Origin of the sequence: Chryseobacterium lathyri (assembly GCF_019970085.1) — a bacterium.
Taxonomy (GTDB): domain Bacteria; phylum Bacteroidota; class Bacteroidia; order Flavobacteriales; family Weeksellaceae; genus Chryseobacterium; species Chryseobacterium lathyri.
Map to the genome: position 1 here is coordinate 458,570 of NZ_JAHXYG010000002.1, position 26,071 is coordinate 484,640.

24 protein-coding genes are annotated in these 26,071 nt (G+C 37.8%); 12 read left to right on the forward strand and 12 right to left on the reverse strand.

Annotated features, from left to right (window positions below):
* Positions 1-66 precede the first annotated feature (66 nt).
* Together LC418_RS07500 and LC418_RS07505 are read right to left on the reverse strand one after the other, a co-directional pair.
* Positions 67-1,251, reverse strand: coding sequence for a DUF1501 domain-containing protein (locus LC418_RS07500; protein ID WP_223558635.1), 1,185 nt, complete (start codon positions 1,249-1,251; stop codon positions 67-69).
* A gap of 184 nt (positions 1,252-1,435) precedes the next feature.
* Complete coding sequence (locus LC418_RS07505; RefSeq protein ID WP_223558636.1) at positions 1,436-2,815, reverse strand: DUF1800 domain-containing protein; 1,380 nt, start codon at positions 2,813-2,815, stop codon at positions 1,436-1,438.
* A 236-nt stretch (positions 2,816-3,051) separates the two neighbouring features.
* Here LC418_RS07505 and LC418_RS07510 point away from each other — a divergent pair, with 236 nt between their 5' ends.
* The 6 genes from LC418_RS07510 to LC418_RS07535 all read left to right on the forward strand — a co-directional run bounded on the left by LC418_RS07510 (position 3,052) and on the right by LC418_RS07535 (position 8,594).
* Positions 3,052-3,615, forward strand: a complete 564-nt coding sequence (locus LC418_RS07510) for a hypothetical protein (RefSeq protein ID WP_223558637.1) — start codon at positions 3,052-3,054, stop codon at positions 3,613-3,615.
* A gap of 115 nt (positions 3,616-3,730) precedes the next feature.
* Positions 3,731-4,780, forward strand: coding sequence for a glucokinase (locus LC418_RS07515; protein ID WP_111956255.1), 1,050 nt, complete (start codon positions 3,731-3,733; stop codon positions 4,778-4,780).
* 145 nt (positions 4,781-4,925) lie between these two features.
* Positions 4,926-5,492: a YceI family protein gene (locus tag LC418_RS07520; RefSeq protein WP_111956120.1), complete on the forward strand. Its 567-nt coding sequence runs from the start codon at positions 4,926-4,928 to the stop codon at positions 5,490-5,492.
* Positions 5,493-5,570: 78 nt separating this feature from the next.
* A complete protein-coding gene (locus tag LC418_RS07525) occupies positions 5,571-6,200 on the forward strand; it encodes a YceI family protein (protein WP_111956122.1) in 630 nt (209 codons plus the stop codon).
* 302 nt (positions 6,201-6,502) lie between these two features.
* Positions 6,503-7,144, forward strand: a complete 642-nt coding sequence (locus LC418_RS07530) for an alpha/beta hydrolase (RefSeq protein WP_111956124.1) — start codon at positions 6,503-6,505, stop codon at positions 7,142-7,144.
* Between the two features lie 106 nt (positions 7,145-7,250).
* Positions 7,251-8,594, forward strand: coding sequence for an ammonium transporter (locus tag LC418_RS07535; protein WP_111956126.1), 1,344 nt, complete (start codon positions 7,251-7,253; stop codon positions 8,592-8,594).
* 77 nt (positions 8,595-8,671) lie between these two features.
* Here LC418_RS07535 and LC418_RS07540 read toward each other — a convergent pair whose 3' ends face one another.
* Positions 8,672-9,295 (reverse strand): FMN-dependent NADH-azoreductase, encoded by a 624-nt coding sequence (locus LC418_RS07540; RefSeq protein ID WP_223558638.1) that lies wholly within the window; start codon positions 9,293-9,295, stop codon positions 8,672-8,674.
* A 60-nt stretch (positions 9,296-9,355) separates the two neighbouring features.
* The gene (locus tag LC418_RS07545) at positions 9,356-9,934 is read right to left on the reverse strand and encodes a Crp/Fnr family transcriptional regulator (protein ID WP_223558639.1); all 579 of its coding nucleotides are present in this window, start codon (positions 9,932-9,934) and stop codon (positions 9,356-9,358) included.
* Between the two features lie 189 nt (positions 9,935-10,123).
* Here LC418_RS07545 and LC418_RS07550 point away from each other — a divergent pair, with 189 nt between their 5' ends.
* The gene (locus LC418_RS07550) at positions 10,124-11,542 is read left to right on the forward strand and encodes an L-serine ammonia-lyase (RefSeq protein ID WP_223558640.1); all 1,419 of its coding nucleotides are present in this window, start codon (positions 10,124-10,126) and stop codon (positions 11,540-11,542) included.
* Positions 11,543-11,714: 172 nt separating this feature from the next.
* Here LC418_RS07550 and LC418_RS07555 read toward each other — a convergent pair whose 3' ends face one another.
* Entirely contained in the window at positions 11,715-12,557 is an 843-nt protein-coding gene (locus LC418_RS07555) for a prephenate dehydrogenase (RefSeq protein WP_111956134.1), read from the reverse strand.
* 383 nt (positions 12,558-12,940) lie between these two features.
* Between LC418_RS07555 and LC418_RS07560 the strand changes: the two genes are divergently transcribed.
* Positions 12,941-13,651 (forward strand): hypothetical protein, encoded by a 711-nt coding sequence (locus LC418_RS07560; protein ID WP_223558641.1) that lies wholly within the window; start codon positions 12,941-12,943, stop codon positions 13,649-13,651.
* Between the two features lie 183 nt (positions 13,652-13,834).
* On the forward strand, positions 13,835-14,500 hold the full coding sequence (locus tag LC418_RS07565; RefSeq protein ID WP_111956257.1) for a hypothetical protein: 666 nt from the start codon (positions 13,835-13,837) through the stop codon (positions 14,498-14,500).
* Positions 14,501-14,627: 127 nt separating this feature from the next.
* Here LC418_RS07565 and LC418_RS07570 read toward each other — a convergent pair whose 3' ends face one another.
* The 7 genes from LC418_RS07570 to tsaE form a co-directional block, all read right to left on the reverse strand.
* The gene (locus LC418_RS07570) at positions 14,628-16,910 is read right to left on the reverse strand and encodes a cation:proton antiporter (protein ID WP_111956138.1); all 2,283 of its coding nucleotides are present in this window, start codon (positions 16,908-16,910) and stop codon (positions 14,628-14,630) included.
* A 325-nt stretch (positions 16,911-17,235) separates the two neighbouring features.
* Entirely contained in the window at positions 17,236-17,625 is a 390-nt protein-coding gene (locus tag LC418_RS07575) for a hypothetical protein (protein ID WP_223558642.1), read from the reverse strand.
* 108 nt (positions 17,626-17,733) lie between these two features.
* Positions 17,734-18,444 carry a LytR/AlgR family response regulator transcription factor gene (locus LC418_RS07580; RefSeq protein WP_111956142.1) on the reverse strand — a complete coding sequence of 237 codons (711 nt, stop codon included), beginning with the start codon at positions 18,442-18,444 and terminating at the stop codon, positions 17,734-17,736.
* Positions 18,419-19,192 carry a histidine kinase gene (locus tag LC418_RS07585; protein ID WP_111956144.1) on the reverse strand — a complete coding sequence of 258 codons (774 nt, stop codon included), beginning with the start codon at positions 19,190-19,192 and terminating at the stop codon, positions 18,419-18,421. Before LC418_RS07585 ends, LC418_RS07580 begins: the two co-directional genes overlap by 26 nt.
* Before the next feature lie 49 nt (positions 19,193-19,241).
* Positions 19,242-19,613, reverse strand: coding sequence for a hypothetical protein (locus tag LC418_RS07590; protein ID WP_111956146.1), 372 nt, complete (start codon positions 19,611-19,613; stop codon positions 19,242-19,244).
* Positions 19,613-20,806 (reverse strand): alanine dehydrogenase, encoded by a 1,194-nt coding sequence (locus tag LC418_RS07595; RefSeq protein WP_111956148.1) that lies wholly within the window; start codon positions 20,804-20,806, stop codon positions 19,613-19,615. The genes LC418_RS07590 and LC418_RS07595 overlap by 1 nt, the downstream gene beginning before the upstream one ends.
* Before the next feature lie 68 nt (positions 20,807-20,874).
* Positions 20,875-21,282, reverse strand: coding sequence for a tRNA (adenosine(37)-N6)-threonylcarbamoyltransferase complex ATPase subunit type 1 TsaE (gene tsaE, locus LC418_RS07600; protein WP_111956150.1), 408 nt, complete (start codon positions 21,280-21,282; stop codon positions 20,875-20,877).
* 296 nt (positions 21,283-21,578) lie between these two features.
* On the opposite strand from tsaE, the gene dnaG reads away from it, so the two are divergent.
* The 3 genes from dnaG to LC418_RS07615 all read left to right on the forward strand — a co-directional run bounded on the left by dnaG (position 21,579) and on the right by LC418_RS07615 (position 25,982).
* Entirely contained in the window at positions 21,579-23,561 is a 1,983-nt protein-coding gene (dnaG, locus tag LC418_RS07605; protein ID WP_111956152.1) for a DNA primase, read from the forward strand.
* Positions 23,562-23,683: 122 nt separating this feature from the next.
* Entirely contained in the window at positions 23,684-24,370 is a 687-nt protein-coding gene (gene clpP, locus LC418_RS07610) for an ATP-dependent Clp endopeptidase proteolytic subunit ClpP (RefSeq protein WP_047487818.1), read from the forward strand.
* Between the two features lie 346 nt (positions 24,371-24,716).
* Complete coding sequence (locus tag LC418_RS07615) at positions 24,717-25,982, forward strand: esterase-like activity of phytase family protein (protein ID WP_223558643.1); 1,266 nt, start codon at positions 24,717-24,719, stop codon at positions 25,980-25,982.
* The last annotated feature ends 89 nt before the right edge of the window (positions 25,983-26,071 follow it).

The following is a 26,071-nucleotide window of genomic DNA, read 5'->3' on the forward strand; positions in this document are numbered from 1 at the left end:
GAGATTTATTAAATCTACTGCCACCTGATGAATACAATCAGAGTGGCAGTTTTATTTTAGATTCAATTATATAAAATCATAAATTCCGTTTTTCCAGCCCAGAACTTTTGAAGAATCCGCTTTAAGCCAGTTTTTAAGAACAGTAGCATAAACTTTTCTGAAATCTTCTGTATAGATCAGATCTCCTTCATTCAGTTTCTGCAGATCAGGAAGTGCATTCAGCAGCCCTTTCTTTTTAAGTCCGCCGCTTATAAAAAACATTTGGTTGGCTGTTCCGTGATCGGTTCCATTGCTTGCATTCTGAGCCACCCGGCGTCCGAATTCTGAAAAAGTCATTAACAGCACATTTTCAAAAATTCCATTGCTTTTCAGGTCGGTTACAAAAGATTTTACTGCTTCATTGATGTCGCTGAAGAGCTTTTTCTGCCTGTCATTCTGATTGACATGGGTATCAAAACTTCCTACTGAAAGATAATAAACCTGAGTATTGATATCAGATTTAATCAAGGAGGCGACGGTTTTAAAATCCTTTCCCAGCTGGGAGTTTGGATAAGTCTGCTCTGTTTTTTTAGACTTACTTTTTTCAAAAATATAATCAGCATTATTAATGGTAGAACCCAAAGTCTGATATAAATAAGAAACTGTTTCATCTTCATGATGATGATCGTAGAGAGATTTAAAATACTTCTCCTGGCTTGTTTGGTAAAGTCTTTTCGGGTCTTTGAAAGCAAATGCTTTATTGTTTTCCCCTTTCAATGCAAAACTCAGCATATCATCAACTTCAAGAGCTTGCGTGGGATGTTCGCAGCGGTAGCATTCTTCATCCAGAAAACGACCCAGCCAGCCTGTTTCCAGGAATTCGTCGCTGCGGCTGGCAGAGTGCCAGATATCCATACTTCTGAAATGCGATTTGTCAGGATCCGGGTATCCTACATTATTCATCACCGACAGCTCACCGTTATCGAAAAGTTCTTTGAAATAGGACAGTGCCGGATTAATCCCCGTTTCATCATTCAATGGTAAAGAATCTTTGATCGCTATACTGTTCCTTTCTCTGAAATAAACATCGTTTTTTGTAGGAATGATTGTATTCAGTCCATCATTTCCGCCCGTAAACTGCAGCACGACAAGAATCTTCTGATTAGTCACTAAGGCTTCATCCAGCGCCATTGCTTTCAGAAAATTGGGCATCATGAACGATGCGGTAGCTAATGAACTTATTTTGAGGAATTCTCTTCTCTTGATTAACATAATTTTGTTTTTTTAGGTAAAAGGTAGCAGGTAATAGATGACGGGTAGCAGGACTGAATCTTGATTTTACTAATATTGGAAGCTTTATTAATATTTTAAAGTGACAAATAATAAATCAAAGGCTGCAGAGCCAAACGGCGGTTACTATTACTGCAACCTTTTATCTGCAACCTACTATCTACACTTAACATAATTGGTATTCCGGGGTAGACATCAGATTGATGATATTCATTTTTATACTTTTATCAGAAAAGTTTTTCACAGAATCCATATCCAGTGTTTGGGCATTCTGAATCAGATAATCTTCACATTTTTTATCAGCAAATACTTTTTCCAGCCTGTTCCAGTCTATCGTGATGTTGGGATTCTTAAATGATTTGTTCAAAGCGGTTTCACGGGATTTCATACCCATGTCGATATCATCATCCTGTCGGGGACTGTATTCTAAAGGGCGTAATCCGGACCATATCTGTGGAATCTGCAATCTCAGCATCAGGGTAGAGCTGTCTATCCATGACCTTCCGCTGGGCCATCCGGCTACGTTGGGAGGGTAGAGTAGCATTTGCCCCAGCAATTTCTGGTAAACGATGAGGTTTTCCGGATTCTGAATGTTCATGGGAAGCATCCGCATCATTCCGGCCATCAGTTCTACAGGAGATTTTATTCTGTTTCCGATATTCTTTTGCGCGTAGAACCATGAACTTGAGAAAATTTCAGTCATAAGCTTTTTAATATCATATCCGGAATTGTAAAAGTCTGCACTTAACTGATCCACAATAGGACTGTCTACATTTTCATTAACGAAGAACTTATATATTTTTGTGGTAATAAACCTGGCTGTGGCTTTCTGTTCAAGGATAATATTTAAAATGTCAGTTCCGGTGAAATTTCCGGTTTTCCCTAAAAATATTTTAGAACCTTCATCATGCAGGTTTTTTCTTTCTTTAAAATAGCCTTCTTTGTCATAACCCCATCCTGTAAATGCTCTTGCGCCTTCCCTGATATCTTTTTCAGTGTAATTTCCCCTTCCCATGGTAAATAATTCCATCACCTCACGGGCAAAGTTTTCGTTCGGGTGGCCTTTCTTGTTTTGCTGATTGTTGAGGAAATTCAGCATTGCCGGCGACTGGCTTACTTCAAAGAGAAGATCTTTAAAATTGCCCAACGCATTCTTCCTGATCGTATTAAGGAGCTGTTTGTTGAATTTTGAATTATTGATTCTTGTTGCAAAATGTCCATGCCAGAAAAATGACATCTTTTCTCTCATCTGCTCCCTGCTGTTCACCATTCTGTCCAGAAAATTAAGGTTCAGTTCATTATTTTGCTGCCTGCTGATGCGCTGCATTTCTTTTCTTTGTTCTGCAGGGGTTTTACCGACCATCATATCCTCTTGAATAAAAGTGTCGGGAGTATTATAATTAACTTCTGTAAAGTTTTCTTCTTTAAATAAATCATCAGTCAGCACCTTTATACTCTTGTTTTTAAGATCACCGATCTGGTTGATTCCGACTCCGAAACCGGCACGCCAGAGAAGATGTTTATTATGTAATAATGAATCAGGCATGGTGGAGATTTAATTTTTTGATTAAATAGAACGGAAAAGGTTAAAATAATAACGGTTAAGATTTCTTAATATTATCTTTTTTTAAGATTTAATTTAAACAATCATTTGAATTTATTATAAATTAACATATTGATAATCATTATATTGTAATGCGATTGAATGTTAAAGTCGAAAAAAAGGCCTCCCTTGGCATGATTTTTACAGCTTATTGGAATAGTAAAATTAAAATTAGAGTTATGAAAATGTTAAAACAAGCAATAGTACTGGCTGGAATCTTAACAGCAGGTATCGCAAGCGCACAGAACTCAAAGATGAATAATATGATCAAAGTAGGTGCGAATGTTGGTTTAGCAGTGCCTGCGGATAATCTATCTGCAGCAGCAGGTGTAGATGTATCTTACCAGAATTTGATCACTCCAGGATTTGGATTAGGTATTGCAACAGGGTATACTCACTATTTCGGAAAAAGCAACAACGGTTATGATAACAACGATGTAGGAGTAATTCCTGTAGGAGCTTTAATAAGAATTTATCCTAAACAGACTGGTTTCTATTTTGGAACAGACTTAGGATATGGTTTTCTTGTAGGAGATGATAAAGTAGCTTCCAACAGTTCTGCTGACAGACCGGACGGAGGTTTTTACATCAAGCCGGAGATCGGATACCACAACAGAGACTGGAATTTCTTCGTACAGTATCAGAAGGTTTTTGTAGGAGATAAAGGAGATATTGCAGGACAGGATTATAATGTGGGGAATATCGGAGTAGGATTCGGATACAATATTCCATTAGGAAAGTAGTTAGATTTTTATATAAACAATTATTAGCCAAAACCTTTTTATGAAAATGAAAAGGTTTTTTGCTTCCCTGCAAGATTTACGAAAACTATTATTATATTTGATAAAATTTGAGGTTATGATTTTGAATCCAAAGTTTCCGCTTTATTTACCAGGAGTAGAGAACAGTAATAATGATAATGTCACTATCATTGGAGCAAGTCTCCGTGAAGATATAACAATCTTAGGCTATTTTGTTTCCAGTAACGGAGGCCTTGAGATTAAAATTCAGAATGAGTATAACACTAAAGATTACACTTCATTTTCTGACATACTAAGAAAATTCATACAAGATAACCAACTGGACAATGTGAAGCGTCTGGCAGTGGCTGTACCGGGACCTGTAATTAATGGCAAAAGTAGCCCTGCACGATTGGGCTGGGATCTGGATATTGAAGAATATACCAGAGACTTCGGATTCGAGAAAGGGGATATGCTGAATGACCTTGAAGCGTCAGCCTATGGAATGGGACTTCTTGAGGACAGCGATCTGGATCCTATTTATACCGGCGGACATCTTGAAAAAGGAAATGTAGCGATCCTTGCTCCCGGAAACGGACTGGGTGAAGCCGGATATTTCTTTGACGGAAAAAACCTGAGACCTTTTGCAACAGAAGGAGGACACTCAGAATTCTCACCAAGAACAAATGTTGAGGTAGAATTTTATCAGTTCTTAAATAATATCTATGGTATTGTAAGCTGGGAGAATGTACTCTCTAAAACCGGTCTTTTCAATATCTACAGATTCTTGAGAGACGTAAAAAGACATCCGGAACCGGAATGGCTTGCAGAACGTCTTAACGGAGGAAACTTTGTAGAGGAAATTTACAAAGCTGCGGTGGAAGATGATGTGCTGATTTGTAAAATTGCTTTAGACACCTTCGTGGAATTCCTTGCAAGAGAAGCCAATAACCTTGTACTGAAACTTAAGGCTACCGGAGGACTTCTGATCGCAGGAGATATCCCGCAGGTGATCAGAGAATATATCGACAAGGGTAAATTCTATGATAAGTTCAAGATCAGCGATAAGATGGAAGCATTACTGAAAAGCACACCCATTTATCTGATTAAACAGAATCATACGGCATTAAAAGGAGCCGCTCTGTACACTGCCTACTATCAAAATTAACATACAAAACTCCGAAACTTTCGGAGTTTTTTTATGGACTGATATTATTCATAAAAATAATTGATTTTATTGATATACATCAATGAAATCTATCAGATAAGTTGGCTACATTTGCACCATTAAACAAGTAAATAACTTATTCAAAATGAAAAAAATATTCTTATTAGCGGTTTTAGCTGGTGGTCTTGCATTCGGACAGTCAAAAAAAGTAGTGGCATCTGATGTTCACTGGTGGGGATACAAAGTAGCAAAATCTGAGGCAAGTTCTCATGACGGTACAGTGAAAGTAAAATCCGGAGACATGATCATGAAGGGGAATAACCTTGTAGGAGGAAGCTTTGTACTGGATATGACTTCCATCAACTCAACCGACCTTACCGGAGAATACCAGCAGAAATTAAACGGACATCTTAAGAACGGTGACTTTTTTGAGGTTGAAAAATTCCCAACTGCTTCTTTCAAAATCACTTCTGTAAAGAAAAACAGCGATAAAATCTATAATTCTTTAGTAACTGGAAACCTTACCGTTAAAGGAAAGACAAATCCTATTACTTTCCCTGCAAAAATTGCTTACAGCAAAGGAGTGGTAAGTCTGGTTTCTGAAAAATTCTCTTTCGACAGACAGAAATTTGATGTGGCTTACAAATCTACAATGCAGGATGTTTTTGTGAAAGATGACATCGAAATGCTTGTAAAGGTAACTGCTAAATAATTTAATCAAAAAAAGATTATTAAAAGTGTAGAAGTTCTACACTTTTTTTTATTTTTGTTGAATTGTAAATAAAAAAGAATGAAAAGATTACTATTGTTTGCTATGATGTGTGTGAGCATATCATTTGTTTCTGCACAGAAGAAATTTGATAAGGTTTCAAAAGTGACTTCATCAGAGATCAGGTGGTGGGGATATAAAGTTGTAAAAACTGAAGCTTCTTCGCATTCAGGGACGGTAAAGCTGAAAAGCGGGAAATTCAATTTTGATAAAACAGTCCTTGTAGATGGAGAGTTCATTATAGATATGAGAAGCATAATGGCGGGAGATGTTTCCGATGAAGATCAGATTAAGCTTACCAATGATCTGAAAAGCACCAATTTCTTTGAAGTTAAAAAATTCCCGATCGCAAAGTTTCACTTGACTAAAATCATTCCTTTAGCAAACAGTGAGTACAATTCAACAGTGTATGGTGATGTTACCATCAAAGGAGTAAGAAAAACAATTACTTTTCCTGCCAATGTATATGTAACCCAGTTTACAGTAGTGGTAGAGTCTGCCAAGTTCTCTCTGAACAGAAGAGATTTTAAAGTATTCTACCAGTCTTCATTGAAAGATTATTTCATCAAGAACGAAATGGATATCCAGTTCAGGGTTTCTACGGAAAAGCTTGATAACGAAAACAGGGTTCCTGTAAAGAAAAAGAAATAAGTACAATATACTTCAAATATTAAAAAGGGCGTTTTTATAAACTGCCCTTTTTTGGTGGTATAAACAGGGTGTCGAGATTAATTATTCTTTAATTCGGTTTGCAATTCGACCGTTTATTCAGTGACGTAGAGGCACGATCCTTTGCCTCTCTTAAATAAAAGGATGAATAAAGGCTTCGCGTTAAAAACTTCATATGTACCAAATCTGACATTCTAAAAACCTTCAATAAACTTAATGGTTCCAATAATGTACAACTAAAATTTAATCACTGTCTTTTCCTCCATTTTTCATAAATTAGTACTATGAAAATTTATGTAGTAAGCGGTCTCGGGGCCGATTTTAAAGTATTGGAAAGACTGGAATTTCCCGAGAACTGTGAATTAATTTTTATAGACTGGCTCATTCCCGAAAAAAACGAGCCTTTTCATTCCTATGTCCAAAGAATGGCAGAAAAAGTAGATGATTCTGAGCCGTTCTGCCTGCTTGGATATTCTTTTGGCGGCATTATGGTGCAGGAGATCAATAAGCTGAAGCCTGCACAAAAAGTAGTCATCATGGGAAGCATTAAATCAGATAAAGAAAAATCTAAATTTATCAGGACCGGTGAGATTACAAAGATTCCAAGAATACTTCCTGTCGGGATGTTTAATGACAAAGCTGCCAATGTGTATTCTGTAGTCAGAAAACTTTTTGACCCTAAAAATCCTAAAATCCTTGAATATTTCAGAGTCAGAGATCCCTATTACCTCAAATGGTCTGTAGAAAAAGTTTCGGAATGGAAATTTGAAGAAACTCCGGAAGTTATTCAGATATTGGGAGATAAAGACATTGTTTTTCCTATTAAATATTCAAAACCGGATTATGTGATTAAAGGAGGAACCCATCTTTTTCCTGCTACAAAACACAAAGAAGTATCTAAAATATTAAAGGAGGTTTTTATTTAAAACTGCTTGCATTTTAATTTAGGTGTAATATTTAAGGGTTATTTGATTAAAATATATGTTTTTATAAAATTTATATTTAATTTTGATAGGGTTAAATGTAAATTGTATGAAAATTGGTTTAAAGTGGATCGTCTCATTCTCAGTCATTACCCTGGTGGCATTCGGAGGATTATTTTGGAGTCCGGTTGTTGATCTTCCCAATACCGGAGAATTTCTCAGTGAAGATAAAATCGTAGGGGCAGATGTAGCATGGATTCTTGCAGCAGCAGGGCTTGTACTCTTGATGACACCCGGACTGTCGTTCTTTTATGGAGGCATGGTAGGAAAGAAAAATGTGATCTCCACTATGCTGCAAAGCTTTATTGCGCTCGGGGTTATTTCTATTTTATGGGTCGTTGTAGGATTTTCCTTATCGTTTGGGGATTCATTAGGTTTTGAGATCAATGGTATACATTACGGAATCATTGGAAATCCCTTAAGCTATCCATTCTTCAGCCATGTAGGAGTGTTACCTCACAAAATGATGGCTTCCACCATTCCTTTCGTCCTTTTTGCCCTTTTTCAGATGAAATTTGCCGTTATTACTCCCGCACTGATCACAGGTTCTTTCGCTGAGCGGGTGCGTTTTATCTCTTATTTGTTATTCATGGTGCTTTTCAGCATTTTTATCTATACACCGCTTTGCCATATGGTATGGCATCCGGACGGGCTTCTGAATAAATTTTTTGGAGTAAAAGATTTTGCCGGTGGAACTGTAGTCCATATGAGTGCCGGTTTTGCAGCTTTAGCCGGAGCTATGGTCCTGGGAAACAGGAAAAATCCGCACCATGAGCCTTCCAATATTCCTTACGTACTTCTTGGAACAGGAATGCTGTGGTTCGGGTGGTTTGGGTTTAATGCCGGTTCCGCTCTGAGCGCAAATGCATCTGCTGCAATGGCTTTCGGGACAACGACCATTGCTTCTGCTTCTGCTATGATGACCTGGATATTCTTTGACAGGATCAATGGAAGGAGCGTTTCTGCATTGGGAGCCTGTATCGGGGCTGTAGTGGGGCTGGTAGCCATTACCCCCGGCTGTGGTTTTGTAAGCATTCCGGAAAGTCTTTTTATAGGATTTGCAGCCGCTATTGTTTCCAATCTTATGGTAAACTCGAAAGCGTTGAAGAAAATAGATGATACCCTGGATGTCTTTGCCTGTCATGGAGTAGGGGGAATTATGGGAATGATCCTGACCGCTGTTTTTGCCCATGGTGAAAATGCCAGCCTTCTTCATGGTGGTATTGAAGTTTTTGCCCATCATATGGCTGCTCTGGTGCTTGTTTCAGCTTTTACATTCTTTGGCTCGCTGCTATTGTATAAAATTACAGATTCCATAATTACCCTTAGAGTTTCCGAAGAAGCAGAATCTATTGGGCTGGATCTTTCCCAGCATGAAGAAAGTTTCAAGTGATAATTACTAAAAAAAACAGGGCATAGGAAGTAAAGCCGAATGCCCTGATAAATACTCAAAAGGGATTTTTCCCGAGCTTATTCAATGGATTGGATGGCGTTGAAAATTTTGTTTTTTGATTTTTCAAATACTTCGCCCCCAAACTCTTCATTATCTAATGAAAAAATGGTAATATCTTTGACTCCCATGATTCCGAAAATGTGTTTTAGGTAGGCTGTTTGAAAATTGATATGTCCGTTTTTTTCATTTTCTCCGTATCCTGTATCGCCCCGGGCAGATAATATAAATGCTTTTTTATTTTCAAGCAAACCTACGTAGTCGCCATCGGGAGCCCCTGATCTGAATTTCCAGGTTTCATTGATGCGCATCACCTGATCTATATAAGCTTTTAACCCACTTGGAACAGCCCAGTTATACATTGGAGTTCCAATGACATACATATCGTGTTCTTTAAGCTCTTGTACCAGCTCATTGCTTAGCCGTAATGCCTTTTGGTTTTCTTCTGTCCTCTCTGAAGGCTTTTTAAAGGCTCCTGCAATCCAGGATTCGTCAATATTGGGAATACTGTCAATACCTGTTTCTCTGTACGTAAATACATCTGAGGGATATTTGGCTTTCCAGTTTTCAACAAAAAGCTGGGTTAATTTTCGGCTGTAAGACCTCTCATTTCTTACACTGGCGTTAATAATCAATACTTTCATTATGATGAATTTTATAATAACAAAATTCCTGATTATTCATTTCTGAAAAATTGATCTAGTTCAAGAGGATTTATTTTTTTTCCGGATTCGGCTTATAAATTCGGCTGACACGCCTAAATAGGATGCAATTAAATATTGAGGAACTCTGGAGGCAATATCAGGATAAGTATCTAGAAAATCATAATATTTCTGTTCAGCTTTGTACATGTTATTAAATACAATTCTTTTCTCAAGAGTTCCCAGGTAGCCTTCTAAAATAATCCTGAAGTATCTTTCCAGGGAAGGAATTTCCTGCAGCATTTTTTGAAAAGATTGATGACTGATCTGTAAAAGATTTGTTTTTTCTACGGCCTGTATATTGTAAATGGAAGCCTTTTGTTTAGAAAAGCTGGAGATATCGGTTGCCCACCAATTGTCAATAGCTAAAAAAAGAATCTCCTCATTTCCGTTTTCTGAATTGATGCAAAACGCTTTTAAAACACCCGAAACAATATAACTGTCATAGCGGCAGGTTTCTCCGTTTCTTAAAAGAAATTCACCTTTTTCCAATGTTTTTTCTGTCCAGAAGCTTTTGAAAACAGCTTCTTCTTCAGAACTTAACCTGACATGCTGTGCAATATTCTTAATTAATGTTTCCATTTGAAGTGATTAAAAGGAGAGAAACTTATATAATGGATTGAGGTGACCACTATAACTGCTAATTTACAAAAATACCTATTATAAAGGCATTCCATGATTTATGAACTGTTATTAATTCTGAGATCCTGGAACGCTTTTATTGGGATTTATCGCGTATCTTTGTTTTAAGAGGAAAATGAAGAATTATCTATGGAATCAATATCGGTTTTTGAGATTATTAAAGTAGGAATAGGGCCATCCAGTTCGCATACGATGGGCCCATGGAATGCAGCTTCTGCATTTATTAGAATTATAAAAAGGGAAAGATCAATCGCAGAGGTGAAAGAAGTTTTCCTTGAATTTTTTGGCTCTTTAGCTAAAACCGGAATCGGACATGGGACGGATATTGCCGGAATGCTTGGACTGAATGGCGAAGATTTCAAAACAATAGACACAACAAAGATCGATGATAAAGTCGATAAGATAAAAAATACCCAGATCCTGAATCTGGGCGGCGAAAAAGAAATTCCTTTTGTGTACGGACATCACCTGGTCCTGAATATGGAAAAATCCCTTGATTTTCACCCAAACGGGATGATCTTTAAAGCTGTTTTTGAAGACGGCACCGAGCTTGTTCAGGATTTTTATTCTGTAGGAGGCGGTTTTATTGCCAGCCAGGAAAAAAATTCCATAGAAAAGCACTGCGTCCGAACATTATATCCTTGCCATCACGGTTCGGATATTGTAAAATACTGTGAAAAATTAGGATTTAAAAGATTTTCAGATCTGATCCTGATTAATGAAGAAAGCTGGAGATCCCAGGAAGAAACCAGACAGGAAGCACTGAATATCTGGAAGAATATTAAAGAATGTATCTACAAAGGTGTCAATAAAGAAGGCATTCTTCCAGGTGGTTTAAATGTGACCAGAAGAGCTGCAGGCATCAACAGAAAGCTTTTAGGAGACAAGATCTATAGAAATATCGATGAATGGTTTAAATTGGTGGTCGATGCAGAAGAGAATTTCACCAATATCAATAAATGGATTGCTTGTTTTGCTTTGGCTGTGAATGAAGAAAATGCGAGCTTCGGAAGAATCATTACGGCACCTACCAATGGAGCCAGCGGTGTTATTCCGGCAGTTTTAATGTATTCGCAGGCATTTACAGAATGTATCAGCGAAGATGATATCGTAAGGTTTTTACTGGTTGCTGGAGAAATTGGAACTTTATTCAAGAAAAATGCAACCATTTCTGCTGCAATGGGTGGATGCCAGGCTGAGATCGGGGTTTCATCAGCGATGGCAGCAGCCGGACTTACAGAGATTTTAGGCGGAAGTATCGGCCAGGTATTGATGGCGGCTGAAATAGCTATGGAACATCACCTTGGACTTACCTGCGACCCCATCAAAGGATTGGTGCAGATTCCTTGCATTGAAAGAAATACAATGGGTGCCATGAAAGCGATCACAGCAGCTAATATTGCCCTTGAAAGTGATCCTGCTAAAGCAAAAGTAACACTGGATGAAGTAATTCAGACCATGTGGGAAACGGCTTTATCAATGAGTGACCGTTTTAAGGAAACTTCAGAAGGTGGACTTGCCATTGCGGTCAATGTTCCTGAATGTTAAGAAGAAAACGATACTGTTTTATATAAAAAATCCTTAGATTAATTTCTAAGGATTTTTTATGATGTATTTAAAGCTTAATAATTTTAAACCATTAAGAGCTATGAAATGATTAAGGAAATTAAGACAAAATCAATTGCTTGTTAATGACAAACCAAGCTCAGCTTAGTACTTTTTATCTTAAAATACCTCTGATCCTGTTGGCATTGCTGATCAGTTCTTCAAGGTATTCATAATTTTCTTTTTCTAATGCGGCTTTGAATTTTCGGAGCTGTGTGATATGTTCATTCAGAACATCCAGAACATTCTCCTTGTTTTGCTTAAAGATAGGCACCCACATTTCAGGATGAGATTTTGCAAGACGTACTGTACTGGAGAAACCGGAACTGGCAAGCTGAAAAATGGTCTCTTCTTCCCGTTCCTTTTCCAAAACGGTATTGGCCAGAGCATATGATGTAATGTGTGAAATATGTGAAATATAGGCCGTATGAATATCATGAGCTTCCGCATTCATATAGATCAGGTGCATATCAAGGTTTTCTGCCACTTTTTCAACCAATTGAAGCGCATCAGGGGCAGATTCCTCTTTATTGCAGATCACTCCGGCTTTTCCCGAAAAACTGTCGGAAACAGCAGATCCTGGACCACTGTTTTCTGTACCCCACATTGGGTGAAATGCTACAAACCTGGAACGTTTCGGATGGTCTTTGACAGCATTTACAATTCCGGCTTTGGTTGATCCCGCATCCATAACGGTCTGTTGGTCTGATATAAGGTCCAGAACCTCCGGAAGCAGTTTTCTGGCCGCATCTACAGGAACGGCAATGATGATGAAGTCGGCATTTTTAACCCCATATTCTAGATCCGTGCCGGCATCGATAATATGACGATTCAATGCTTCCGTAATATGCTGCTGATTATTGTCGATTCCGTAGATAAAATCTGCAATGCCTTTTTCCTTTAATTTTAAAGCCATTGAGCCTCCGATTAACCCTGTACCAATAATACTTATTTTCATATTTTAAAATTTTTTAAAATAAAAAACCCCGTCAAGGACGAGGTTTTTAAGTTATGTTCATAAGAATCCTAGCCCAGTTTTGAGTTAAAAATTCTATAATAATATGTTCCGTTATTGAAATTCATAGAGCGAAGGTATAAAATATTTTTTAAACTCAGGATATTTTTGACTTAAATTATTATGGTGTTTCTTTGCCGGCTTAACCTTCAAACTGAAACTCAATATCTGTTTTTCTCTAGAGAACCTTATACCTGATGGATACTAGGCCGTCTTTTTGTACTTTTGTATAACGAGGCCTTTTTGTGAAAAAAAATGATTTCACTGAATTGTATCCATTTTATCATTAAAATCTAATAATATGAATTATCTGAAAAATATCATTCATGATATGCTTTGCTGCAGGCATCTGTCATGCTCAGCAAAAGAATACTGATGCGGATTATAGTTTTAGCGGTCTTATTGACCAAAAAATCCCTGTTGAACTGACCGTCAGCGTTTCAAAGAATGTCGTTTTAGGGAACATCAGATATGTAAAAACTAAAGAAAAGAAACCCATTAAAATAATAGGAACGCTGAATTCTGGGAATCATTATCATCTTGAGGAATTTGAAAACGATGGGAATATCAGCGGAATTATTGATGGGGTCTTAAAAAATGGAAAATTAGAGGGAGACTGGTCTTCCACAAAGTCTGACGCAGTTTATCCCATGACACTTGATGTTCAAACTAAAGTAAATCCGAAACCGGAAATATTTTCACCTGTTCCGTCTGATCATTTTGAAGGAACGTATACCTATCAATATGGAGAAAATGGTTATCAGGGAAGTATTACTATTAAAAAGATAAAAGGTCAGATGTATTCCTATGATATTGGCTCTGTGACCAGGGCTCCGGGTAGAAATATTGCAGATGCAGCAGGAGAAGTGATGATTAAAAATAATCAGTTTACTATTGAAATCAATAAATCATGTTCATTCCTCGCTACATTTTATAATGGATTTATATCAATTACATCAGTCCCATCTGAGCAGTCGCGTGATTGTGAATTTGGACTGAATGCAACTTTAGATGGAACTTTTCTTAAAGTAAAATAGATTGGTGAATTAACGCAAAACAAACTTATTGAATCACTCTTGTAAAAATAAAAACCAACTTTTAAAAGTTGGTTTTTATTATAGAATGCACCAATGAGCCTCCCTACATAGTTGCATTATCATGAAGATTAACTAGCTTTGTTACAGAGCAGTAAATCAATATCACGACAAAATACAATGATCATGAAGAATTGTTTTTATACTTTACTGGTAGTAATTGCTGCCATACATTGGAGTAATGCGGAAACTTTCACACCCGAAATTGGAAAGCATCAGCTTCCTGCTTCTTTACAGGTCATATCATCTGATACGGTAAAGATCAAAGAATCTTTCAGGGAAAATGATATTGCCGTCAACGAATATTTAACAGACAGGCTGAAGCCGATCCGAGCCAATTTTAAAAGAATCAATTCCATTACTCAATGGAGTTCCATCAAAAAGAAAGACATAGAAGGGGAATCCGCAGAGGGCGGGGAAGCTGTATTTTATGAACAGAAAGGGCGCTTAGAAAAAATAACGGCAAGACTTTACGGAGAAATGGGGCAGGTACTTACCGAATATTATCTGCTTAACGGACATTTGTCTTTTGTTTTTGAGAAGATATATACCTACAACCGTCCGATGTTTTATGATGTCAAAGTCATGAAAGAAAATCATGATACGGAAGCTTTTGACTTTAAAAAATCAGAGGTTGAAGAAAACCGGAATTATTTTGAAAAAGGAAAATTGGTTCATGTAACCAATAGTCTGGATTGTGGTGCACCTTTCAGCAGTGATTATATTGAAGGAGAGCAGAAAAGAATTTTTGAGGCATTTCAAAAACTTCTAAAACTCAGGAAGGAAAAATAATGTAACAATATAACAATGTACCAGTTTATCAATCATTTAATCAGGCCGGATACTACAAATATCTATTATAATACCCAGGGATTATTCTATTGTTACATTTTTATACTGCTACATTGTTACATTAATTCTATGGGTTCGAGATAATCAGTGTCGAAGGAATATCAGACAGCCAAAGGCTCTTAGTATCGATCAGGTTTTTCCAGCTTTTGCTGCTGACCAGCATCAGATCCTGCGAGTTCAGGAATTCTTTCTCGATCTTTTTCTCGTTATATAACGTGATATGATTCGGGGCTACCTGTTCAATGCTTCTGATCAGTTCTTTCACCTCGATATTATTGCGGATCTGTCCGGCCGCATCCAGGATGATGATCTGGGAATTGTTATTGTTGATCAGTCTTTTAGCATATTCCAACAGATAAAAATCACTGAGGTTGAACATAGGGATAAATACTTTGTCTGCAGATTTGAAATCTTTTTCTACCAGAATTCCTACCGGAATATGGGTCTTATCAAGGATCTGGAGGGTAAAATCGTCAAAAGGAGAATTGTTGAAAATATTTCCTTTACCTTTTACCGTGTTCAGAAGTTTTTCCGGGTTAATGATCTTTGTCGTAAATCCTAGCAGCCTTCCCAGTAAACTTCCTTCATACATAGATTTGCCGAGCATAATCAGAAGAAGGTCGTAATTTCCTTTATTTGAAATGCCTGCAAGGTCACTTTCAATATCCGTGGAAGCTTTGAAAAGGGTAGTGACTTCAAGTTTTAGGTCGTGAGAGGTTTCAATAACGTTTTTAAACTGTGCATCTTCATATTCATTGATATCATAAGCGTGCATTTCATCTACCGGAGCAATATTCATGGCTGTGATACTTTTGTTGCCGTTCATTTTGTTGGTGAAATCATGGGCAAGCTTCAGCAGTGTGCTTCCGGATTCAGGCTTATCAAAAGACAGCAGTACACGGTATTTTGAATCGTTATTGCCGGGACTATCTTCATCTGAGCTTTTTTTAGATTTAAAAATAAAATTAATAAAGTCTAAAGCCGGTCCTGTCATAAAAGTGGTAAACAAAGCCATGATCACCAGCATAGCAAAGATCTCCGGACTTAATACTCCAAGATCATACCCGATGTTCAGGACAATAAGCTCCATTAATCCTCGGGTATTCATCAGGGCACCAATCGTTAAACTTTCCTTCCAGTTGATTCCGACGAACCGTGCGGTAAGTGCGCTTCCTATAAATTTACCGGTAACAGCTGTTAAAATGATAAACCCTGCCGTCATCCACAAATGACTGTCATTTAATAGTCCGATTTGTGTACGGAGACCTGTAAATACAAAGAACAATGGAAGAAGAAGCACTAAAGCCACATCTTCAACCTTATCGATGAAAAGGGTACGGAATTTTGCATTTTCCGGCATAATAGCTCCTGCCATAAATGCCCCGAATAATGCATGGATACCAATAACTTCAGTAGCATATGCAGAAAGAATAAGTGTCAGGAAGAAAATAGCGACCATTGGCTTGCTGATGGTGTTTTTACCCGCTTGAAGATCTCCGATCCTTTTCAGGAACGGTCTTACAATTTTAATCATTAAAAAGACATAAGCGACAGCCATAATGATCACATAGATGGAACTGGCGAAAGAGCCTGCTTTTACAATGGCAATAACAGCTGCAAGAATGCACCATGCTGTAATATCATCTGCTGCAGCACAGGTAATAACGATTGTTCCCAGTTTGGTTTTCTGAAGATTTCTCTCCTGAACAATTCTGGCGAGTACCGGAAATGCGGTAATACTCATTGAAATTGCTATGAACAGGGCAAATGAGGTAAACTGAATACCTTCCGGTGCAAATTCCTGATATACAAAATAAGAAAGCCCGATACCCAGTGCAAAAGGAATAATGATACTTGCATGGCTGATTACCACTGCATCATGTGCTTTTTTTCTCAACACACTAAGATCAAGCTCCATCCCTACGATATACATAAACAGGATAAGGCCTATCTGACTTAAAAACTGTAGGTTACCTAAAGATTCTTTCGGGAAAAGAAAAGCTGAGAACTCAGGGAAGTACATACCCAGCAATGAGGGGCCTAGAACAATCCCCGCGATCATTTCACCAATTACCGTAGGCTGCTTGATTTTCATACAGATCCATCCGAAAAGCCTGGCGACAAGAATAATGGTGACGATCTGTGCCAGAAGAAGAGCCAGCGGATGATGAAGATTTGCTTTAAAAGATTCCTGGAAATTTTCCCAGGTAGAGCCCGTGTTGGTTTTTGTTACTATATTTTCCTTGATCTCCAGCGTCTGTCCCTCTATGATGAAGAAGTACATCAGACAGGAAAAAAAGGCGATGGTGGCTATGTAAAAAATTAAATTTCTGTATTTTCCCCAGTTCATGATTCCTAATATTTTAATGCAAAGTTGATAAGAATATATTGATGTTAAATACTATTCTTTTTAAAATGTAATAAATGTTCTAAAAAATGTAATAAAAACCGGAAGAGGTTGGGAAGCTGGAAAAGGGAGGTCGGACGTTATTGTTGAGAACTTATTTTAATATCTATTTTAAAATTTGATTTCCTACCCTTGTCAAGGTTCAAAACCTTGACAAGGGTAGCTAGTATAAAGCAGCTCTGGAAATTAATAAAACTGTATTTCAGTTATGTTTCAGACCTCGATAACTTCACTCTTCGGGCCTCCATCTTCTTTACTTCAAAAAAGTCTATCTGAACGAATACCCCAATCCGATTCCAACTTTCCAGGTTCCGTTTTCTGCGGCTGTTTTTGTATTATAATAGACGGGTATCTGAAGAGCAATTTTTTTATAAACTACCGTAAGACCAGCTCCCAGATTAGGCGTAACCGGGCTGTTTTTGGTTCCGGGAGAACGGTCCTCTTTGATCCGGAGTGAAGGAAGCATTCCGGCAATAAGTTTAAGGCCTTTATGGGTAAAGCTCATATTAGGGCCTGTAAAGTTGATAAAAGCTCCATGATCTACATATCCGGCCACTACAATTCCATCAAAAAAGGAGGCCTTGACCTTTGGACCAGATTCCTGGGAAAAGCAAAGTCCGGATATGAGAATTCCTGCTGCATACATAATGTTTTTCATTATAAAATCATTTAATCTGCAACAAAAATACGCTGTACAGCTAATGTAAAGTGGAGGGTGTAATGAAACCACCAGATTCTGCAATGAAACCTTAAATGTCTGAAAGATCTACTTTCCGAACAATTCCATTAATGAATGTTTATAAGCTTCTCCGATCTGGAGCTTAAGAAAATTATCGCCATCCGATTGAATTGTAGTAATAATTTCGTTGGTAGAAAATACTTTGATGGAAGACAGGGCAATAATCTCTTTTTTATTCACCTGTGCGAAATCCTTTGGAGGAAGCATTTCAAGGAGGTTTTTAAAGCTGAGGTTTTTTAAGACGATCGTGGTTCCGTCATTCAGAATAATATCTTTGTCGCGGCTATCGATTTCTGAGGTTTTAATATAAGCGATCTGTTCAGTAAAAATCACAGTTCTGCCGATATTGGTGTTCCATTCAATCAAATCCTTTTTATGAGGAATGTCTACCAGTTCTTTTGCTTTTTCAAAGGCCTGAATCAGTCTTTCTTTTTTGATGGGTTTTCTGACATAATCGACTACATTGAGGTCGAAAGCTTCTGCTGCATATTCTTTGTAAGCGGTCGTGAAAATGATTTTTTTGGAACCGGAAATGAGCTCTGCCACTTGGAGTCCTGTCATACCCGGCATTTCAATGTCCAGGATGCAGAGGTTACAGTCGATATTGTCTATTTCGCTCAGGAAAATTTTAGGATCATTGAATGCTTTTACGACTTCTACATTTTCGATCTGTTCGCATAGAAGTTTTAAATAGCTGATTGCCAGCAGTTCATCATCGAGAATAACGCATTTTATCATAGAACTCTCCTAAATTGATTTGTAATTCTGCCGTGAAGATACCGTTTTTCGAACTTTTTTCCAGCTGGTAATGATTGCTGTAAATCATTTTAAGCCTTTGATCCAGTGACTGGCTTCCGAAACCGCTGTTTTCCTTTTCGAGAATATTTTTCAATGAGGCTTTGTTGCTTACTTTCATGGTGAAAATGCTGTTTTCAAGCTCCAGATAGATTGAAATAAAAGAATCCTGGGCCAGAAAATCAGTATGTTTAAAGGCGTTTTCAATAAGATCAACGGAGATCAGCGGGGCAAAGACTTTTTCTTCATATACCACATCAGACTTATTGATCTTTGATTTGATCCTGAAATCAAAAAGAGGATTGATCTTTATTTTATTGATTTCGATGAGGCTTAGGGCGAAGTTTAGTTCTTCTTTGGGGCTGACAAATTTATTGTTGCTTTCGTACAGGATATAATCCAGAACATTCGCAAGTTTATCAAGAGACATATAGGTTTGGTAAGCATGCGACTGCACAGAATTAAGAATATTTTTAAACAGATGGGGGTTCAGTTTCGTACCGATATGTTCCAGCTGAACCTCATTCAGTTTCTGTTCGATAATCCTGTTGGTTTCGGAAAGGCGGATATTTTTCTTCTTAATCCTGCTGTTTTGGCTGAAAAGGTAAATACTGACCGTAAGCAGGAAGAAAATAGCAAAAACTCCAATGAATATCAGATAATCGTGGATCATGTAGTAATTGCCTTCCATAAAAATAGCTTTAATGATCTTCTACAAATTTAGTAAAAGATCTTTAGGATTATTTCAGTTTTTTCAGACTGTTTACGTTAACCGTTTCCTCACACTTTTCAAAGGTGATCTCATAAGAAGGATTTTTCTCAGGATAGGTCAGAACATAGTCAGGACAAGGCTTCTTCTGTGCGTGACTTCTGTCGAAATCTATTTTTCCTTTGGTAATGATACTGTCTTTTATAAATTTTTCATCAATTTTATACGTACTCATCCCGTTTTTAACGTCTTCAGAATACTTGAATTCTTTGGACAGGGTTTCTGCAATCACACGGCTGTTGGGAAGATATCCGCTGCAGCTCGCCCCTTTTTTGTTTAGAATAAAAAATACAAGAATCAGACCCGGAATAAGGCCTATTAAAAAGAATTTAACTTTTTTCATTAGAAAATTAAAAGATTGATATCATGGTAAGTAAGTCCGAAACGGTCGCAGATCACTTTTTTGGTGTGTCTTCCTTTGTACATATACAGGCTCTGCTTCATTTCGTTTTTGCGGATCAGCATATTTTCGAAACCTCCTTCTTCATCGTAATTCAGGATATAGGAAAGGAAAAAATTGGAGATGGCTTTTGTTGTCGTTCTCGGCATTCTGGATGTAAGATTCGGAAGCCCGCAGTGGATTACGCCGTGTTTGATAATATAAGGATTATCCATAGTCGTAAGCTCAGAGGTTTCGATTACCTTGCCGTTGTCGATCGTAATATCAATAATAACACTTCCTTTTTTCATTTTTGCGACCATTTCTTCAGTAACGATCGGGGTCATATTCAATCTTGGAAGGGCACCGATAACAACATCTGCACGTCTTAAAGCTTTACTCAATTCTTTCGGATCAATAATGGAAGTCGGAACACGGCTGTCTACTAAGGTATGAAGCCTTCTCAACTTTGAAAGTGAATTATCAAAAACCCTTACACTGGCTCCAAGCCCGATAGCAGCTTTCGTGGCAAATTCGCCTACGATACCGGCTCCTAAAATAACAACTTCTGCCGGTCTTACTCCTGTAATGCCACCCAGCATTAAGCCGTTTGACAGAGCAAGAAGTTCTGACGCGTATAAAATAGAAACTGTTCCTGCAATTTCACCGATCAGTCGTACTAAGGCAAGCTGCTTATACTCATCTACGATAAATTCAAAAGCAATGGCATTGATCTTTCTCTCCGCAAGTTTTAAGAAATAATCTTTGTCCCTCAGGTTGATCTGAAGAGCTGAAACCAAATACGTATTGGGTTTCATATAGTCTATTTCTTCTTCTGTAGGAGGGTTGACCTTTAAGATAAGATCCTGTCCGAAAGCCTCTTTGGGATCATTGGTGATCTTTGCCCCGGATTCAGAATACTGAAGATCTGTAAAAAAAGAACCTTCTCCGGCACCTGCTTCTATAATAAGCTCGTGACCGTGTTCTACCAATACCTGTACTGCATCCGGAGTAATGCATGTTCTCCTTTCGTTAAGACAGGTCTCCTTAGGAATTCCAATGCTGAACTGTTTTCCTTTCTTTATAACCTCCAACTTTTCTTCCTTCGGCATCAATTCTTCTTCAGTGAAAGGAGTAAAAATATTTGTAGTACTCATTCTTTAATTAAATTAGGTCTTACAGGTTGTTATTTTACAATGAATTAATAAGCAAAGATACATAATATTTACTCGAATGAAACTTCTCTTTCGTCCCCTGTATTCACGATGCTCATTGTGTGGTAGTTAAGCCCGTGGAGCTCTTCTTCATACACTTCCGGCCATTCTATGATACATAAAAAAGCATTATCCAGGTATTCTTCGATGCCAATGTCGTACGCCTCTTCAATGTTTTTTAAACGGTAAAGGTCAAAATGATAAATTTTTCCTTCCGGTGTGCTGTACTCGTTGACAATAGAGTAGGTAGGAGAATTGACTTCATCATTACTTCCCATATTTTTAAGAAGAAACTGAGTAAATGTTGTTTTTCCTGCACCCAGGTTTCCCTTTAAAAGAAGAATGTTATGCTTTAAGTCAGGAATAATCTTATCGACAACTTCTTGCCAGTCTTTGATCTCTTGTATAGTGAACTGCATAAAAGTAATTTGTGCAAAAATAAGCAATTTAGTTGGAGACTGGGAAGGTTTGAGAGTGGGAGAGTTTTAGGGTGGGAGTGTGGGAATGTGATAGAGTGGCGGGTTGTTGTGGGAAATATGGTTTTTTGTTTGTTAATTGTAGAAATATTTGTTTTTCATATTTAATATAGTCATTGTTAAACTCTGAAAAACTCTGAAAAACTCTGAAAAACTCTCAAAACCCTAAAACTCTCCTACACTCCAACTCGAATGCAAAACACTTTCTCCATCTCTATAAATTTACTTATTTTTACACTATGATTTCCAAACAGACCATAGATAAAATTTTCTCAACGATACGGGTAGAAGAAATAGTGGGAGAGTACGTTCAGCTGAAAAGAGCCGGGTCTAATTTTAAAGGACTCAGTCCTTTTCATGAGGAAAAATCTCCGAGTTTTGTCGTTTCGCCAAGCAAGCAGATCTGGAAAGATTTCTCGACAGGAAAAGGGGGAACGGCCATTTCTTTCCTTATGGAAATCGAGAATTTCACCTATCCTGAAGCCCTTCGTCACGCCGCTAAAAAGTATGGAATTGAAATTGAAGAAGATCAGCGGGAATTTTCTGAAGAGGCAAAACATGCACAGACGGAAAAAGATCAGCTGTATAAGATTCATGAGGTTGCCAACTCCTATTATCAGGATATTCTTTGGGATTCGGAAGAAGGAAAAAGTATTGGTCTGGCTTACTTCAGAGAACGTGAGCTTAAGGATGATATCATAAAGAAATTCCAGCTCGGATATTCACCGGAAAAGAAAAATGCCTTTACAGTGTATGCTGAAGAAAAAGGGTATTCGAAGGAAATCCTTGAGAAATCAGGACTTTCCATATTTCCTGAGAATACACCTTCCGGGATCGACCGTTTCCGGGAAAGGGTTATTTTCCCGATTCACAGTTTTTCGGGAAGGGTTTTAGGGTTCGGAGCCAGAATTCTTAAAAATAACGTCAAAACGGCCAAGTATCTGAATTCTCCGGAAACGGAAATTTACCATAAGTCTAATGTACTTTATGGCTTAAATCAGAGTAAACAGGCTATTTCACGAAAAAATATCTGCCTTCTTGTAGAAGGTTATATGGACGTGATTGCCCTTCATATGGCAGGGATCGAGAATGTAGTGGCGAGCTCCGGAACGTCTCTGACAACAGAGCAGATCAAACTCATCAAAAGACTTACTGAGAATGTAACGATTCTTTTTGACGGTGACAATGCGGGGATCAAAGCCAGTTTCAGAAGTATCGACATGCTTCTGACCGAAGGTATGAATATCCGTGTCCTGCTGTTTCCAGATGGTGATGACCCGGATTCTTTTTCCAGAAAACATCCGCAGGAATATGTTGAGAAATTCATTGAAAATGAAGCGAAGGATTTTATTGATTTTAAAGCTGAAATTCTTTTAAGGGAAGTCGGAAATGATCCGATTAAAAAAGCTGAAGCGATCAGAGATATTGTAAAATCCGTAGGTTTCGTTCAGAATGCTTTAAAAAGAGAAGTTTATCTGAAGGAGGTTTCCAATAAATTCGGACTTTCGGAGCAGAGTCTTTTCAATGAGCTGGATGTTCAGAAACAGATCACACAGAACCAGCATCAGCATGTTCAGCAACAGAAAGAAAAGGTTCAGCCAAAACTGGAGATTGTGCCTTTGAATGAGGAAAAGGAAGATCCTTATCTGTACGATGTTCTGTTTATGGAAAGCAAACTTGTAGACCATATGCTGATGTTCGGAGATATCGTTCTGAAAAGAACCAATGAAAAAAATGAGGAATACCAGATCACGGTTATTGAAGAAATCCTGATGCATTTTGAAGAAGAGCAGTACAGTTTTTTAGTAAAAGGCAATGAAATTATCATTGATCAGGTAAAGGAAGGTATTCAGAAAGACGAGCTGAGAAGCGGAAACTTTTTTGTGACATTCATGGATGAAGAGATCACCACTAAAGTAGTGGATGCTCTGATGCCTCCTGATGAATTGGAGAACTGGGGTTCCAGAAACATTTATCCTCCCAATTACGGCGACAAAATAGCAGAACAGGTGCAAGGTGATGTTCTGTTGCACAAATACAGGTATATAGATTATCTGATTAAAGAAACAGCACGACAGTTGGATGAATACAGAGGCTCTGATGAGACAAAATATTATGAACTGATTAAAAAGATTACCCTGTTGAAACAAGCATCTATCAGATTGAGCAATATTATTGAATATTCACCAATCAAAGGAATCTACATTGATAGAAAACGATAAATTTACAGACATAATACTGATGATCAGACGGCTATTCTGTGACAAAAAGTCCTATAAAATTTTAGGAATAAAAGTTGTAATTTAAACTTCGAAAAAAATATTTAATAATACATAATAGAAATATGGACATTAAAAAAGACTTCAGAGATTTCTCTGTAAAACATTTAGGAAACAGCGGTCTGGTTACCGATCAGTATATGGGAATGTATGGTCCAACGAATCTTACGCCATATATCATGGAAGAAAGAAGATTAAACGTTGCCCAGATGGACGTATTTTCGCGTCTGATGATGGACAGAATTATCTTCTTAGGAACTGGAATTGACGATCAGGTAGCCAACATCGTAACCGCACAGCTTTTATTCTTAGAAAGTGCAGATCCATCGAAGGATATCCAGATCTACATTAACTCTCCGGGCGGAAGCGTTTATGCAGGTTTAGGAATCTATGACACGATGCAGATCATTAAGCCGGATGTGGCTACAATCTGTACAGGAATGGCAGCCTCAATGGGAGCGGTTTTACTTGTAGCAGGAGAAAAAGGAAAACGTTCTGCGCTTAAGCATTCAAGAGTAATGATTCACCAGCCTTCAGGAGGTGCTCAGGGAGTAGCTTCAGATATGGAGATCAACTTAAGAGAAATGTTGAAATTGAAGCAGGAGCTTTACGAAATCATTGGTCACCACTCAGGGCAGACTTACGAATGGGTAGAGAAGTCTTCTGACAGAGATTACTGGATGACTTCTGAAGAAGCAAAAGGCTACGGAATGGTAGACGAGGTTTTACAGAGATCTACAGAGAAAAAATAATTTCCTTTTTAGGAATAATTGAAAAACGCACTGATTCGGTGCGTTTTTTTGTTTTACCACAAAAGAGACAAAAGTTTTTAAACACTTTAGTTGTTTTGAGTTTAAAAGCTTTGAAGAAAAAGATCACTTAAGTCTTATGAAAATCAAAGATTTTGATATTGACGAAAACTTCATCGGATCACATTCCCTTCCACTGGAGGGGTGGCAAAAATTCAGAGAATTTTTGACGGGGTGGTTAAAACGATTAACAATGAATACTCTTTAGAATGTATTGTTAAAATACAATTATTATTAAATTCAAGATCAGTTTACAATCAATGTATATTTTCGCGGCATAAAAGTAATTATGAAAAAACTGCTGTTATCGGCGATCGTATTCACAGCGCTTGCATCATGTAAAGATGATGACAACCAGATGAATAACCAGGATATCAATTATGCTAAACTTCCTCAGGAATTTCCTTTCTCCAAATTAGTAACGGTCAATGGTGTAGATGTAATTAACGGTGGCTTTGGTTCAGGTGCAGCGGCACATCCCACCAGAAAAGGAGAGTTTTATGTGATCACCGATCGTGGCCCGAATACAGACTACCTGAATGGGAAGAAATTTTCGGCCCCGAATTTTACGCCTACCATCATGCATTTTAAGATCAATGCAGAAGGAAATATCGAGGTCATTAAATATATTAAACTTAAGAATCCTTCCGGCCAACCGATTACAGGCTTACCCAATCCTGCAGGAATGGGAAGTACTGGTGAAACGGCCTATGATTCATCAGGAAATGTTTTAGGAACAGATAATTACGGACTGGACAGCGAAAGTATTGTGGCAGCAGCAGACGGAACGTTCTGGGTTTCGGATGAATATGGACCACATATTGTTCACTACAATGCAGATGGGGTAGAACTGGAAAGGATAAGTCCGATAGGAGTCAATACAGGACCACGTAAACTTCCTGCCGTTTTAGCCAAAAGAAGAGCTAACAGAGGAATGGAAGGCTTGTGCATCACTCCGGACGGAAAAACACTGGTAGGAACAATACAGTCTACCATGTATGTCCCAACAAAGGCTCTGGCAACCAATACAACTTTAACAAGAATTGTAACCTTCGATATTGCAACGGGACAAACGAAACAGTATCTGTATAAACAAAATGGCGGTGGTTCAGACTCGGTTTGTGATATTACAGCCATCAGCAGTACAGAATTCCTCGTGATCGAAAGAGACGGGAATTACGGTTCGCAGGGTGGCACTAAAAAAGTATACAGGATTAATATAGCCGGCGCTTCAGATGTAAACGGAACCGATATTACAGCCGTTGACGGAATGAAGATTAACAATAAAACTTTAGAACAGTCTACCTGGGATGAAATTACAAATGCTGGAATCAAGCCGGTGTCCAAAATTTTAGCCGTGGATTTGGTGGCAAAATTAGGATATGAGCATGATAAATTTGAAGGAATCGTTTATTTGGGAAATAATAAACTGGCCGTCTTCAATGATGATGATTTTGGAATCTTAGATGACGGAAACGGAAATCCAAAAGCGAAGATTCTTCCTAAAACAGGAAAAGTAGACAAAGGAACAATGTATGTAGTCGATATTCAATAATTAGATTTTTTTAAGAAAGCGGCGGCATCGAAGATGCCGCCGCTTTGATTGTATATTTTTAAATTAAATAGGAATGGACTTTAGTCAAA

Excerpts from the sequence above, each read along its gene's own strand:
- LC418_RS07595 (WP_111956148.1), bottom strand. The coding sequence starts at position 20,806 with ATGAGTACTACAAATATTTTTACTCCTTTCACTGAAGAAGAATTGATG.
- LC418_RS07580 (WP_111956142.1), bottom strand. The coding sequence starts at position 18,444 with ATGATAAAATGCGTTATTCTCGATGATGAACTGCTGGCAATCAGCTAT.
- LC418_RS07585 (WP_111956144.1), bottom strand. The coding sequence starts at position 19,192 with ATGGAAGGCAATTACTACATGATCCACGATTATCTGATATTCATTGGA.
- LC418_RS07500 (WP_223558635.1), bottom strand. The coding sequence starts at position 1,251 with ATGTTAATCAAGAGAAGAGAATTCCTCAAAATAAGTTCATTAGCTACC.
- LC418_RS07530 (WP_111956124.1), top strand. The coding sequence starts at position 6,503 with ATGAAAATTTATGTAGTAAGCGGTCTCGGGGCCGATTTTAAAGTATTG.
- LC418_RS07520 (WP_111956120.1), top strand. The coding sequence starts at position 4,926 with ATGAAAAAAATATTCTTATTAGCGGTTTTAGCTGGTGGTCTTGCATTC.
- LC418_RS07615 (WP_223558643.1), top strand. The coding sequence starts at position 24,717 with ATGAAAAAACTGCTGTTATCGGCGATCGTATTCACAGCGCTTGCATCA.
- LC418_RS07540 (WP_223558638.1), bottom strand. The coding sequence starts at position 9,295 with ATGAAAGTATTGATTATTAACGCCAGTGTAAGAAATGAGAGGTCTTAC.
- LC418_RS07535 (WP_111956126.1), top strand. The coding sequence starts at position 7,251 with ATGAAAATTGGTTTAAAGTGGATCGTCTCATTCTCAGTCATTACCCTG.
- LC418_RS07575 (WP_223558642.1), bottom strand. The coding sequence starts at position 17,625 with ATGAAAAACATTATGTATGCAGCAGGAATTCTCATATCCGGACTTTGC.
- LC418_RS07590 (WP_111956146.1), bottom strand. The coding sequence starts at position 19,613 with ATGAAAAAAGTTAAATTCTTTTTAATAGGCCTTATTCCGGGTCTGATT.
- dnaG (WP_111956152.1), top strand. The coding sequence starts at position 21,579 with ATGATTTCCAAACAGACCATAGATAAAATTTTCTCAACGATACGGGTA.
- LC418_RS07505 (WP_223558636.1), bottom strand. The coding sequence starts at position 2,815 with ATGCCTGATTCATTATTACATAATAAACATCTTCTCTGGCGTGCCGGT.
- LC418_RS07550 (WP_223558640.1), top strand. The coding sequence starts at position 10,124 with ATGGAATCAATATCGGTTTTTGAGATTATTAAAGTAGGAATAGGGCCA.
- LC418_RS07515 (WP_111956255.1), top strand. The coding sequence starts at position 3,731 with ATGATTTTGAATCCAAAGTTTCCGCTTTATTTACCAGGAGTAGAGAAC.
- LC418_RS07570 (WP_111956138.1), bottom strand. The coding sequence starts at position 16,910 with ATGAACTGGGGAAAATACAGAAATTTAATTTTTTACATAGCCACCATC.
- LC418_RS07525 (WP_111956122.1), top strand. The coding sequence starts at position 5,571 with ATGAAAAGATTACTATTGTTTGCTATGATGTGTGTGAGCATATCATTT.
- LC418_RS07545 (WP_223558639.1), bottom strand. The coding sequence starts at position 9,934 with ATGGAAACATTAATTAAGAATATTGCACAGCATGTCAGGTTAAGTTCT.
- tsaE (WP_111956150.1), bottom strand. The coding sequence starts at position 21,282 with ATGCAGTTCACTATACAAGAGATCAAAGACTGGCAAGAAGTTGTCGAT.
- LC418_RS07565 (WP_111956257.1), top strand. The coding sequence starts at position 13,835 with ATGAAGAATTGTTTTTATACTTTACTGGTAGTAATTGCTGCCATACAT.
- LC418_RS07560 (WP_223558641.1), top strand. The coding sequence starts at position 12,941 with ATGATATGCTTTGCTGCAGGCATCTGTCATGCTCAGCAAAAGAATACT.
- LC418_RS07510 (WP_223558637.1), top strand. The coding sequence starts at position 3,052 with ATGAAAATGTTAAAACAAGCAATAGTACTGGCTGGAATCTTAACAGCA.
- clpP (WP_047487818.1), top strand. The coding sequence starts at position 23,684 with ATGGACATTAAAAAAGACTTCAGAGATTTCTCTGTAAAACATTTAGGA.
- LC418_RS07555 (WP_111956134.1), bottom strand. The coding sequence starts at position 12,557 with ATGAAAATAAGTATTATTGGTACAGGGTTAATCGGAGGCTCAATGGCT.